The following is a 12,123-nucleotide window of genomic DNA, read 5'->3' on the forward strand; positions in this document are numbered from 1 at the left end:
CTGTTCGTCCGAAAATCTGCGTTTCATTGTCCATCCTTTGCTTGGACGGATTACTAACATCTCAATGGCCCGATTTCAGGGGGCTGGGTCAGCTGTGCCCTAGGATGCCCCGATAAACCTCTGAAGGCGCGCCAGCGAGCCTGAGCCTATCTTGCAGCGCGTGGCGAAGGCCATGCACTGAGAACCTTTTATCCTTTGTCGTCTTCCTCAAATGCTTCATCAACGCGGCGCTCATTTTATCGGCCCCCCTCTCCTTCGCATATCGTGGGAAAACCGCAGTGGTCTTCTTTCTATCAGAGAGGCTGACCAGCACTTGAGCGGCAACGAGTGCTTCACCGACCAACGGTACAGAGCGCACTGAAGAGGTCGTTTTAAGTCCCCTAACGTTGTTGGGTCGGATGTGAATGCACGGCGTTTCTGCAACCAGATCAATGTCAGCCAGCGTAAGACCCGAAATCTCGCCAAGTCTTGCTCCGGTCCCTGCAAGGATGGTCCACGCTCGCCGCAAGTCTTCGCTATCGGTCTCCTGAAGACTGCCCTTAACGAAAGCTATGTGGTCGTCACTCAAAGGCAACTTGGCATCAACAGCCGCGACCTGATGTTTCGGCAACTCCAGCTTCTCAAACGGATTTCGAAAACCTTCCACATCCATTTCAAGTGCCGCACGGTTGACCATTGCACGGGCGATTGTGATTTCCTTTTCAACGCTCCCAATGGCCATCGGCTTGCCTGCTTTGGTCTTGCGAGAAAGAAGGTGATCAAGGAAGCGTTGCCCGTGTTCACGGCGTAGCTCAGTGAGTTTGAGCTTGCCCAAATCTCCAATTGCTTCGGCGAGACGTGACGCCGTTCGATCAAGCCGGATACTGTCATTCTTATTCATGCGCTTCACCGCCCGGTATTTCTCAACGGCTTCACTCAAAAAGGGCGTGTTGTCGGCGACTTTGGGCACATTGAGGGACTGTTGAGGGAAGTTCTTTGCACCCTCGACAAAAGAGGCGGCATCTTCCTCATGTGGAGCCATTGCAGACGCGCTAACGAGATCATTGGCCGCCATTAGGGTTTCATGCCAGCGGGTCATCAGGGGCCTTGGGTCACGCTCGCCAAGCTTTCCGCGCGTGTCTGAGACTATCCGATCAAACTCCGCCATAATCGCCTGATACTCACGCTGAAAAGCGATGCCCTCGCGATTCCGAATGTGAACCTGAAGGAACCCGTGACCGAGATTCTCAGCGACTTCTTTGGGAAACCTACGGCGAAACCGCAGCACGCCATTTGCCAGCGTATACACATGCCGAATCTTCATCGTCAAAGCCATCTTGTGTGCTCCGTGTGTGTGCCAAAGTGTGCTGCACAACACGACAAAAGATGAACCAAGCCCTTGTTTTAAAGGGAGTACGAACGATTTTCCGGAAGGTGATGGTGCCCCCACACGGACTCGAACCGCGGACCTACTGATTACAAATCAGTTGCTCTACCAGCTGAGCTATAGGGGCACTGGGGGACCGTCTAAGGGTTTGCTGCGGGAGCTGCAAGAGGTTTTTTCATCGATTTGCACGTGCCAGCAATCCAACCGCCACAAGCCCCACCAAAACAATCAAAACAGCGCCCGGGCTGGCGTCTCCCAGGTTCTCCAGACTGGCTTGTTCATGCACCTGGGTGGCCAGTGTGTCGAAATTGAACGGGCGCAGCAGCATCGTGGCTGGCAGCTCTTTGACACAGTCCACGAACACCAACAAAAGCGCCGAACCGATCGATGCACGCACCAAAGGCGCATAGACCTCCCAGAGCACCTGTCCCCGCGACCGCCCCAGTGAGCGCGCTGCCAGCGGCAGGCTTGGCGGCACGCGCCCCATGGCTCCATCTGCCGCCCCCTGCGCAATGGCGAAGAATCTCACGCAATAGGCAAGAATCAGGGCGAAAGACGTGCCTGTGAGCAACAATCCTGTCGGCGTGCCTGTGAGGCGCTCAATCAGGTCGGCCAGACCATGGTCCAGCGTGGCCAGAGGAATCAGAATGCCCACGCCCAACACGGCGCCCGGTGCCGCATATCCAATGGTGGTGATGGGCAGCAGCAGCCTGGGCAATGTACGGCCTGACAGGCGCACGCCATAGACCATGAAGACACCTGCCAGCACGGTCACCACGGCGGCGATTCCCCCAACCCGCAGCGTATTGAGCAGGGCTGTGGTCAAAGCGGGATCGTGCCAGCGCTCCATGTTCGACAAAGCGTGGTGAAAAATCACAGAAAACGGCAGCACAAACCCGATCAAAAACGGCAAGAGACAGGCTGCAAAAGCCATGATGTTCCAGATCCCGGTCAACTGCACCCGCTCTGGTGGGCGGTTACGTGTGCTCAGACTGAAGAACTGCACTTTGCGCCGGCTGACCTTTTCCATGGTCACCAGAACAATCACCAGCATCAATACCACGCTGGAGATCTGCGCCGCGCCGCCCGCGTTGTTGCTTTCCAGCCAGACGGAGAAAATCCCGGTCGTCAGGGTCTGCACGGCAAAGTAGTCTACCGTGCCAAAATCATTCACGGTTTCCATCATGACAATCGCCGTGCCAGCGGCAATGGCCGGGCGTGCCAGAGGCAGCCCTACGCGCCAGAACCGGGCAAAAGCCCCCGCCCCCAGCGAGCGCGCAACCTCTTCGCCTGCGCCGGATTGTTCGCGAAAGGCCGCGCGGGCGAGGATGTAGACATAGGGAAACAAAGCTGCAGACAACACAATGATTGCCGCCCCCATGGAACGAATTTCAGGAAACCAATAGTCGCGGCTGCTCTGCCAACCAAAGAGGCTGCGCAGTCCCGTCTGCACCGGCCCCGCATATTCCAGGAAATCCACCAGCGCATAGGCCCCCACATAAGCCGGGATCGCCAGCGGCAGCAGCAAAGCCCATTGAATCCAGCGCACGCCAACAAAGTGATAGCGGGTCACAAGCCATGCCGTCACCGCCCCCATGCTGGCCGCCAAAACCCCGACAGATAGCATGAGAACAAGCGTGTTGCGCGTGTAGCGTGGCAATGTCGTCGACATGAGATGCGGCCAGATATTCTCGACCGGGTGAAATGCGATCCAGACCACGGCCGCAATGGGCGCCAAGACAATCAGCGCCACACATAATGCGCCAACCGACCATGGGTCGACTTTACTCACCTTTTTAAGGGAACGGGCGGAACTTGGCGGGTGTTTGGCGACAGATTGCACGACGGATTCCTTCATAGCGCCCTTGTGTTGCCTGAATCTGGTTTCACTGTCCAGAAACGAAGCTATACTTACCACAGGCACAATCCCAAAACGAAAAGAACATGCAGATTGTACTACACGCAGGTGCGCATTTTACCGACGATGGGAAATTGCTTGGCAGCTTGGCACAGAACACCGAGCTGATGGCGCAGCACGGCATTGCCCTGCCCCCGCCAAGCACCTATCGACGCCAGATACGCGATACGCTTGGACAAATGTCCAACGCCATCATGGCGACCGACTATAAAGGCGCTGTGATGGGCGGCATGATTGGGGATACGACCCCCGATCGCATGGTGCTGTCCAATGACAATTTCTTTGGTGTGCCCCGCCGCGCCATCAAGGACAATCTGCTGTTTCCAACTGCGGGGGATCGTCTGCGCGGCCTCTGTTCGCTGTTTTATGGGGAGGACATTGAAGTCTTCCTCGCGCTGAGAAACCCCGCCACCTTCCTGCCTGCCTTGGTGGACGCCTCTCCCAACCATGCGATTGAGGAGGTCACTGACAATTGTGATCCCACCATGCTGCGCTGGTCCGAATTGATCCTGCGCATCAGAGAAGCGGTGCCGCATGTGCCCATCACGGTCTGGTGCAATGAGGACACGCCGCTCATCTGGGAAGAAGTCATGCGCGACATGGCTGGGCTGGACCACAATATTCCTATGGCCGGCAGCACGGATCTTTTACGCGAAATCATGAGCAAAGAGGGCATGGCCCGGCTTGAGGCGTTTTTGGCGCAACATCAGGGCGTCACCGAAATTCAAAAGCGTCGGGTGATCGCTGCATTTCTCGATAAATTCGCAATCGAAGATCAGATCGAAGAAGAACTGGACCTGCCCGGCTGGACCGCCGCAATGGTCGAGGCGATCACCGACGCCTATGACGAGGATGTTTTCCAAATCGAGCGCATTCCCGGCGTCACCCTGATCACGCCCTGACCCCCGCCTTGCCAAGCCCATGCCTTACCAAGCCCACGCCCACAAAAAAGCGGCCCTAAAGGCCGCTTTGATACAGGAATGTATGTCAGCACCAGAATGCCGATCAGGACATGCCCAGCGCGGATTTATACATGTCGATCACCGCTTCCTGCTCGGCAATGTCATTGGGGTCCTGTTTGCGCTCGCGCAGTATTGTGCGGATCGCCTTCACATCAAAGCCCCGGCCCTTCATTTCCGCAAAGACCTCTTTGATCTGTTCGGACACTTCTTTCTTTTCTTCTTCCAAACGCTCAACGCGCTCGATGAACTGCAACAGTTCCTGACCGGTGACGCTGTATTGCGCGTCCGAAGATGTGCCTTCGCTCATGTGTGATCTCCTGATTTGCCTCATAAGCGCACCGCGTTGGGTGCCAAAGTTAGGGCAGCTATAGACCGCAAAGCACGCCTCCATGCAAGGCCCGCCATGCGTTTTGCGAAAGACTGCGCCATTTGCCGCGCGCCGGGCCGCTTGCCTGCGCGCGCTCAATCCGATAGCAGGCCTGCGTCATAGAACCTGTTATACAGCCAGCGGTGCATTGCACAGGGCACAGATGAGAAGGAAACACGACATGCAATGGGTGATCTGGGGTGGCGCGTTTTTGTCCATCGTCGGCCTGCTGGGGCTTATGCTGTCCATCGTGAAAGTGGCAAAGGCCCGCAAATCCGGCCTCTCTGACGAAGAGCTGCGTGCCGCCGTTCAGAAAGTTGTGCCACTCAATCTTGGCGCCCTGTTCATGTCGGTCATCGGCCTCATGGTCGTGATGGTGGGCATTTCTCTGTCCTGAGCCCTGCCCTATCCGCTGAGCGCGCCAAAGCCGCGCCCGTTTTTGATCAACGTGTCAAACAGAGGCTCCGGCTGCCAGATGGCGGCGCCATGCATGGCCATGGCCCGCAAATGGGCGCGCATTGCGATCAGCCCATAGCTGTCAGCGACATGCATCGGCCCACCACGCCAGCGCGGAAATCCAAACCCATGGATCAGCGCCACATCAATATCTGAGGGCTTGCCTGCCACCCCAAGCCGCAAAAGCCGCGCACCCGCATTGGCCATCGCAGCCAGCAAGCTCCGTTCGATATCCGCACCTGTTATGCCCATCTTGGCCACAGGTTGCGGATCCTCCCGCAAGACAGCCTCTACCACGCGCAACGTATCTGGATCCTCTGCGCCCATTGGGTGCGCCGCGTCATAACGATACCAGCCCAGGCGACTATCACGCCCCTCCCGCGCAAGCTTATAGAGTACGCGGCAGAACCCGGCATCCGCCGCCCGCAATCCCTGCGCGTTCAACCCAATCGCATCCGCCAATTGAAATGGCCCCCGCGCCATGCCCCATTGGCGCATGACCCGATCGATCTCATAGGGATTAGCCCCGAGGCGCAAAAGGTCCTCTGCCGCGCGCACGCAGGCCCCCACCACCGTTTGCCCCAAACCACCCGCATGGGCCGCTGTGCGAAGCGGCATATACCCAAGCTTGCTCATGGCCGCAAAACTCGTGGCCACGGCCTCGGCACCAGACGCGCCCCCCACAGCCACTTCGCAACTCGCGGTTCGAAGGTGCAGATTTGGAATATAAAGCCCTACAAGGTCTTCCGCCATGCCAATGGCCTGCCCCAACTGATCAAGCTGTGCCGCTGGATCATGCACCGCCAACACAGTACGGTCTTCGACGATGGCATCCAATTGCGTCAGGATCTGACGCGACACTTCTGGCCCAAGCCCCACCGCCTCAATCACCATGTCTGCGTCCTGCAAGGCCACAAGGTCAGGCGACAGTGTCAAAGCGCGCATCACCTCATCGCGCCGCGCAGGCTGCCAATGCCCCTGTGTCACCTGCCGCTCCAACATGCTGGCAATTCGTTTGCCAGCTATCTCCAGCGCAGGGCGCGACTCCGCGCTGACAATCACATGCAGACCGGCCTTCAGCGCCGCGAGGGCAATATCTGCCCCAAGACGTGCACGCCCGGCGACAAGTCCCAGCTTCTGCACCTTGCGCGGCGCCGCGTTGCGCACCTCAGGAGCTCGGCTGGCCCGACGCTCGGCCAGGGCCACATGCTGCAGCGCCCGGCACTGCTCCCCCTTCACGATGGCTTCAAACCGCTCTCGCTCAAAGCTCTGGGCAACCTCAAAAGGCAATACAGGTGCCGCTTGCACAGATTCCAAAATCGCCTCTGCCGCCTCCTGCCCCTGGGTCGGGATGCGGCCTTGCCAATGCGTCACAGCAGCGTTGAAGGCCGCATAATCAGCAAAGCCCTCACTCACATCGCGGGTGGGCCGTGGCGAGCGATACTGCGCGATGCAACGCAGCGCAAAAAGAATGGCTGCCTCTCCCACATCTTCCTGAGCGATTTCATCCACCATCCCTGCCATCTCTGGCGCTGCTGCGGGTTTCAAGGCCCCCGACAGCAACAATTCAAGCGTGGTCTGCGCCCCCAGCAGGCGTGGCGCTCTCTGGGTGCCGCCCGCCCCCGGCGTCACGCCCAGCGCGACTTCCGGCATGGCCAGCTTGGTTTGGCGATCAACCACACGATAATGACAGGCCAGTGCCAGTTCCACGCCCGCGCCAAGCACAACCCCGGAAAGCGCGGCCACCACAGGTTTGGGTGCCAGTTCGATCGCGTCACAAAGCTCCCAGAGCGTGGGCGTCGCAATCGGCTTGCCCAACTCTGAATAGTCCCGCCCCCCAGAGAAGGTCTCACCAACTCCGCGCAGAACAACCGCCCCCACCATCTTATCATCCAACGCATCGGTGAGCGCAGCCAATATCTCCGCCCGCAGCGGGGCTGTGAGAGCGTTTGACGGCGGGTTGTTCATCGACAGGATCGCAACCCCGCCTTCCACCGTATAGTTCAACAACTGCGACATGCCTCAACCCTGGTCTTCATCTTGGCGCAAGCCTTTGTGAAAACAGAGTTTAGCGGCCTGCGCCAACGGTGCAAGCCTGAGGTTTCTGATCCAAGGTAACGGCGCTTCGTCTTGATATTGCTGAATTCGCTGGGCCGGCTGTCACACTGGCATATTATCGAAGCTGTCCTCGATTTCCTCGTCCAGCAAATCCAGATCCAGCCGCTTCAACCGAGCGGGCACATGCCCTCCCTGATGTTCAATTTTCACCAAGGTGCGGTGCAGTTGCTGATGAAGCTCATAGCGGTCATTCGCGCCCGAGCTCCGCAACTGCGTTTCAAGCCCCTGCGCATGGGTCAACAGTTCAGTCAAAGTCATTTCAAATTTCCTCCCGAAAAATGTCTTTGGTTACGTCCCTTAGCGCGCCAGTCCCCCTGCACATGCACTGCACAATGGCGCGTCAGGCAGCACATTCAGCCGCGCTTCTGCGATCTCCTCGCCGCATTTCACGCAATCCCCGTAGTCTCCGTCCCTCAGTCGTTGCAGGGCTGCTTGGATCCGGCGGATTTCTTCCTGTCCGCTTTGCCCAAGGCCTTCAAGAACCTCATCCCCTTCATGCTCCACAGCGGCCTCGTCCCAATCTTTGGAATGTGGCGCGTCCAATTCCGCTTCGATCGCATGCAATCTGCGATCCAACTCAGACAGGCGCTTCAACAGCGCCGCTTTGCGAGGGGCATGATCCTTCATAAAAAGCCTCCTGAACCCGTATTTATCCGTCAAGCCACTCATGGTCTTTGACGCAGATAACTTGACAGCTCAGGCAAAAAGGCGCCTTGATTCACATCAATCGCCCTGTTTTGCAGCGCGTTTAAGCTTAGGAAAACTCAAATGCAGCGCCCGTGCTTGAAACACATGCGAAATTTAATATATGTCTTTCTCAAATAGAGGAATCGCTATGCAGCCAGACGTAACAGCATTTTTTGACGATGCGACAAACACAATCTCTTTTGTCGTGAAAGACCCTCAAGGGGCCTCCTGTGCGATCATCGACAGCGTGCTGGATTTTGACTACAGCTCCGGGCGCACCGATACCAAATCCGCAGATGCGGTGATTGCTTTTGTCAAAGACAACGCCTTGACCGTGGAATGGATTCTGGAAAGTCATGTCCACGCAGATCACCTCTCCGCAGCGCCCTACATTCAGGAACAGGTTGGCGGCAAGATTGGCATCGGCAAGAATATCACCATCGTGCAGGATACCTTTGGCAAAGTCTTCAATGAAGGCACCGAATTTCAGCGCGACGGGAGCCAATTCGACAAACTGTTTGAAGAGGGCGACAGCTTCATGATCGGTCAGCTGCGCGGCGACGTGCTGCACACACCTGGCCATACGCCTGCGTGCATGACCTATGTGATTGGGGATGCGGCCTTTGTCGGAGACACGCTGTTTATGCCCGATTTTGGCACCGCACGCTGCGATTTTCCCGGGGGCTCCTCTGAAACGCTCTTTGCCTCCATCCAGAAAATCCTGTCTCTGCCCGACGAAACCCGCATTTTTGTGGGCCATGACTACAAGGCGCCGGGGCGCGACGACTACGCATGGGAAACCACCGTGGCCGAACAAAAAGCCGCCAATATCCATGTGGGTGCAGGCGCAGACAAAGACAGCTTTGTGGAAATGCGCGACGCCCGCGACGCGACATTGAACATGCCCAAGCTGATCATCCCCTCGCTTCAGGTTAATATGCGCGCCGGACAGATGCCGGAGCCCGACGAAGACGGAGATGTTTTCCTCAAGGTGCCGGTCAACAAAATCTGACACCTGTTAAAGCGCGAACACAAAGGACATAGACCATGTTGAGTTCTATTCCCTCCGACTGGCTCTTCGGGCTGGGCGGCGGACTTCTTATCGGCCTCGGCGGCGCCGTCTTCCTATTGGGCAACGGCCGCATTATGGGGGCCAGCGGCATCATCGGTGGGCTGGTGGATGGCTCCGGCAAAGGCAATCTCGGTGAACGCATCGCCTTTCTGCTGGGTGTCTTTCTTTTGCCCATTCTCATCTACCCACTGTTTGGCGAGGTGGACACCCATGCCTCCGGCAATCTGGCTGTGCTGATTGCTGCGGGTCTGCTGGTGGGCGTCGGCACGCGTATCGCCAATGGCTGCACATCCGGTCACGGCGTCTGTGGCATCTCGCGCCTGTCTTTGCGGGGCATGGTGGCCACGGTCTTCTACATCATGGCTGGCGGTCTCACGGTTGTGCTTTTCCGCCATATTCTGGGAGTGATCTGATGCAGCGTATGATCCTCGCCTTTGTCGCAGGCGGCCTGTTTGGCGCTGGCCTCTTCATTTCCGGCATGACCGACACCACCAAAGTGCAGGGCTGGCTGGACGTCTTTGGCAACTGGGACCCGACGCTGGCTTTCGTGATGGGCGGTGCAATCCTGCCTATGGCGGTCGCATGGCGCGTCACCAAAGGGCGCAGCCCCATGGTTGGCGGCAGCTTTCCTACGCCGCCAGAACCCAAAATCGGACGCAACCTTGTGCTTGGCTCTGTGCTCTTTGGCGCTGGCTGGGGGCTGGCAGGCCTCTGCCCCGGCCCATCCGTGGCCTCCCTCAGCTATGGCGGCTGGCCCCATTGGGTGTTCTTCGCCGCCATGTTGAGCGGCATGGCGCTCGCTCCAATGGCGCGCGCACAGCTAGACAGAGCGGTTCCTGCCGAGTAATCAATCGTCATGGATATTCGTCAGATCACCGACCGCTTCTTCGCCGCGCCTCAAATTGACGCGGCGGATTTCACCGCCCTCGCCGAAGCTGGCTTTGGCCTCGTCATCAACAACCGCCCCGATGGCGAAGTTGGCCCCGACCAGCACAGCGAAACCATGCGCGCCGCTGCCGAGGCCGCTGGCCTGCGATATGTGGTCAACCCTCTGACCATGGAAACCATGACTCCGGACCGTCAGACCCTTCAGCGGGACAGCATCGCAGCCTGTGACGGCAAAGTGCTGGCCTACTGCCGCTCCGGCACCCGCTCCACAATCTGCTGGGCTCTGGCCCACGCCACAGAGATGGAACCGACAGAAATCATCAATGCCGCCGCGCAGGGAGGATATGACATCTCCGGCCTCGCGCCCCATCTGCAAAGCCTGAAATCGGGCAACTGACCTCTCGGGGCAACCCCTGAAAGCCCCAACAGGTCTTGGGGCTTTCTCCCCCGTCAAAGACCACCTCAGAGAGGGACACCCTCATGAAGTTCGCAGTTCTCGCCGACATCCATGGCAACGCGCTTGCCCTGCAAGCTGTCCTGCAAGACATGCAGTCGCAATGCGTCTCTGAGGCGGTAAATCTGGGGGATTTTTTCAGCGGCCCGCTACAAGCGCGTGACACGGCTGACATGCTGATGGCGCAGGATTTTCTCTCCATCAGAGGCAACCACGACCGCATTCTAATCGAACAGCCCCCAGAGGAGATGGGCCTGTCGGATAGAGCCGCCTTTGATCAACTGTCTCCGCAGCATCTCCAGTGGATCAAGGCCCTGCCCGCCACGCGCACTGTCTTTGAGGAGGTGTTCCTGTGTCATGGCACCCCAAGCTCAGACACCACCTATTGGCTTGAGCGCGTCGAGGATACGGGCACAGTGCGCGCTGCAAAACTCGCTGAGGTCCTCAAGGAGGCAGAGGACATTTCCGCAAGCCTCATTCTCTGCGGCCACACCCATATTCCCCGCGTGCTGCGCCTGCCTGATGGGCGCACCATCTTAAACCCCGGCAGCGTCGGATGCCCGGCCTATGACGACATCGCACCCGCGCCCCATCATATGCAGACCGGCACGCCCAACGCCTCCTACGCGATCGTTGAAAAACAAAACGGCGAGTGGATCACCACCTTCCGCTCCATTCCCTATGCCTCCGATGCCGCAAGCGCCTATGCCGTCCAAAATGGGCGTCACGATTGGGCGCATGCGCTGAGGACCGGCTGGTTTGAGAGGTAATCGGCGCGCCAACACGGCGCATATAAATGGTTGGAAAACCGCTCCAGGATCTGCGCGCGCCTAGCCATGTCGTGACAAACGCTTGAACATGCCTCGCACAATCCACCTATGGGCAATGCCAACCGGCACCATGTAGGCCCGGCCAAACCAGTTGTGGACACAGACCGAAGACGTCACCGTCAGAGTGCGCCCCTGAACAGAAATGCAGGTCATCACATCCAGATGTCGGTCCCGCTCGGTCAGCACCAGACATGTGTCATCCACATATTCCACCAGAAAGAAATCCAGATGGTCCCCCACCTGCACGGATTGCGCCGCACGGCCACTGAACCCGCCAATCCGTTTCACGCCAAAAAGCGATGACACCGTGTCACGTATTTTGAAGGCCAGGTTTAGGAACGGCTGCGGCTGCTGCATGATCGCGTTCCAAGCCAACAAAGCCGTCATATCGTGCTGAAGAACAGTGTGCTGCTGATCAAAGTAATACAGTTCAGCAACCGGCGCTAGAACGCGCACGTGAGCGTGATCAAGGGTCAACATGGCTGCACCCTAGCCGCAGCATAGCGGCGCTTAAAGCACCCTCGCTCAGACGCGCCGCGACATAACCGCTCGGCCTGCGCCTATGATCCTGTCATTTCAATATCAGCCAACGCCATCGGATCGCCAATGTCATCCGACCCCAGTTGGATCAAATCGTCCAGATCATCCAGCCCTGTGAAATCTTCACCGCCATCCGCATCAAGCCCGATACCCAGATCGCCCATTGGCGCCATCTCAGGCAGATCGCCCCCCATATCCGGCAAATCTCCGCCCAGATCTGGCAGATCGCCACCCAGATCAGGCAAGCCACCGCCCATGTCAGGCAAACCGCCATCCATATCCGGCAAACCACCCATGGCAGGCATCTCGGCATCCATGCCGCCCATATCCATAGCTCCAAGGTCCATGCCGCCAATCGCCGGCACCTCAGGCGCGCCCATATCCGGCATGGCGGGCGCTTCGGCCTCCGCGGCCGGAGCTGCAAAACTGACGAGCCCCGGCACACAGACCGCTCGCATTCCATCC

Annotated in this window: 15 protein-coding genes and 1 tRNA gene; 7 read left to right on the forward strand and 9 right to left on the reverse strand. The window is 58.3% G+C overall.

From position 1 onward, the window contains the following. Nucleotides 1–88: 88 nt before the first annotated feature. From SHM7688_RS10665 to SHM7688_RS10675, 3 genes are all read right to left on the reverse strand, one after another. Nucleotides 89–1,315: a tyrosine-type recombinase/integrase gene (locus SHM7688_RS10665; RefSeq protein WP_058239937.1), complete on the reverse strand. Its 1,227-nt coding sequence runs from the start codon at nt 1,313–1,315 to the stop codon at nt 89–91. Between the two features lie 102 nt (nt 1,316–1,417). Further along, nucleotides 1,418–1,493: transfer RNA gene (locus SHM7688_RS10670), tRNA-Thr, on the reverse strand. Between the two features lie 48 nt (nt 1,494–1,541). Further along, nucleotides 1,542–3,158 (reverse strand): ABC transporter permease, encoded by a 1,617-nt coding sequence (locus SHM7688_RS10675; protein ID WP_370733336.1) that lies wholly within the window; start codon nt 3,156–3,158, stop codon nt 1,542–1,544. A gap of 152 nt (nt 3,159–3,310) precedes the next feature. On the opposite strand from SHM7688_RS10675, the gene SHM7688_RS10680 reads away from it, so the two are divergent. After that, entirely contained in the window at nt 3,311–4,186 is an 876-nt protein-coding gene (locus SHM7688_RS10680; protein ID WP_058239939.1) for a hypothetical protein, read from the forward strand. Nucleotides 4,187–4,289: 103 nt separating this feature from the next. Here SHM7688_RS10680 and SHM7688_RS10685 read toward each other — a convergent pair whose 3' ends face one another. Further along, nucleotides 4,290–4,553: a DUF2312 domain-containing protein gene (locus SHM7688_RS10685; protein ID WP_058239940.1), complete on the reverse strand. Its 264-nt coding sequence runs from the start codon at nt 4,551–4,553 to the stop codon at nt 4,290–4,292. Nucleotides 4,554–4,794: 241 nt separating this feature from the next. On the opposite strand from SHM7688_RS10685, the gene SHM7688_RS10690 reads away from it, so the two are divergent. Next, on the forward strand, nt 4,795–5,010 hold the full coding sequence (locus SHM7688_RS10690; RefSeq protein WP_058239941.1) for a hypothetical protein: 216 nt from the start codon (nt 4,795–4,797) through the stop codon (nt 5,008–5,010). Between the two features lie 8 nt (nt 5,011–5,018). Here SHM7688_RS10690 and SHM7688_RS10695 read toward each other — a convergent pair whose 3' ends face one another. From SHM7688_RS10695 to SHM7688_RS10705, 3 genes are all read right to left on the reverse strand, one after another. Further along, nucleotides 5,019–7,088 carry an enoyl-CoA hydratase-related protein gene (locus SHM7688_RS10695; RefSeq protein ID WP_058239942.1) on the reverse strand — a complete coding sequence of 690 codons (2,070 nt, stop codon included), beginning with the start codon at nt 7,086–7,088 and terminating at the stop codon, nt 5,019–5,021. A gap of 141 nt (nt 7,089–7,229) precedes the next feature. After that, nucleotides 7,230–7,445, reverse strand: coding sequence for a hypothetical protein (locus SHM7688_RS10700; protein ID WP_058239943.1), 216 nt, complete (start codon nt 7,443–7,445; stop codon nt 7,230–7,232). Between the two features lie 39 nt (nt 7,446–7,484). Then, nucleotides 7,485–7,814 (reverse strand): TraR/DksA family transcriptional regulator, encoded by a 330-nt coding sequence (locus SHM7688_RS10705; RefSeq protein ID WP_058239944.1) that lies wholly within the window; start codon nt 7,812–7,814, stop codon nt 7,485–7,487. 208 nt (nt 7,815–8,022) lie between these two features. On the opposite strand from SHM7688_RS10705, the gene SHM7688_RS10710 reads away from it, so the two are divergent. From SHM7688_RS10710 to SHM7688_RS10730, 5 genes are all read left to right on the forward strand, one after another. Further along, a complete protein-coding gene (locus tag SHM7688_RS10710) occupies nt 8,023–8,886 on the forward strand; it encodes an MBL fold metallo-hydrolase (protein ID WP_058239945.1) in 864 nt (287 codons plus the stop codon). A 35-nt stretch (nt 8,887–8,921) separates the two neighbouring features. Then, the gene (locus SHM7688_RS10715) at nt 8,922–9,359 is read left to right on the forward strand and encodes a YeeE/YedE family protein (RefSeq protein WP_058239946.1); all 438 of its coding nucleotides are present in this window, start codon (nt 8,922–8,924) and stop codon (nt 9,357–9,359) included. Further along, the gene (locus SHM7688_RS10720; RefSeq protein ID WP_058239947.1) at nt 9,359–9,793 is read left to right on the forward strand and encodes a DUF6691 family protein; all 435 of its coding nucleotides are present in this window, start codon (nt 9,359–9,361) and stop codon (nt 9,791–9,793) included. Before SHM7688_RS10715 ends, SHM7688_RS10720 begins: the two co-directional genes overlap by 1 nt. Before the next feature lie 9 nt (nt 9,794–9,802). After that, nucleotides 9,803–10,231 (forward strand): protein tyrosine phosphatase family protein, encoded by a 429-nt coding sequence (locus SHM7688_RS10725; protein WP_058239948.1) that lies wholly within the window; start codon nt 9,803–9,805, stop codon nt 10,229–10,231. 83 nt (nt 10,232–10,314) lie between these two features. After that, complete coding sequence (locus SHM7688_RS10730; protein WP_058239949.1) at nt 10,315–11,058, forward strand: metallophosphoesterase family protein; 744 nt, start codon at nt 10,315–10,317, stop codon at nt 11,056–11,058. Between the two features lie 60 nt (nt 11,059–11,118). Here SHM7688_RS10730 and SHM7688_RS10735 read toward each other — a convergent pair whose 3' ends face one another. Beyond that, complete coding sequence (locus SHM7688_RS10735) at nt 11,119–11,598, reverse strand: DUF2867 domain-containing protein (protein WP_058239950.1); 480 nt, start codon at nt 11,596–11,598, stop codon at nt 11,119–11,121. 80 nt (nt 11,599–11,678) lie between these two features. Continuing rightward, on the reverse strand, nt 11,679–12,123 hold a 445-nt coding region (locus SHM7688_RS10740), incomplete at its 5' end, for a hypothetical protein (protein ID WP_199556620.1).

It is taken from the genome of Shimia marina (assembly GCF_001458175.1).
Taxonomy (GTDB): domain Bacteria; phylum Pseudomonadota; class Alphaproteobacteria; order Rhodobacterales; family Rhodobacteraceae; genus Shimia; species Shimia marina.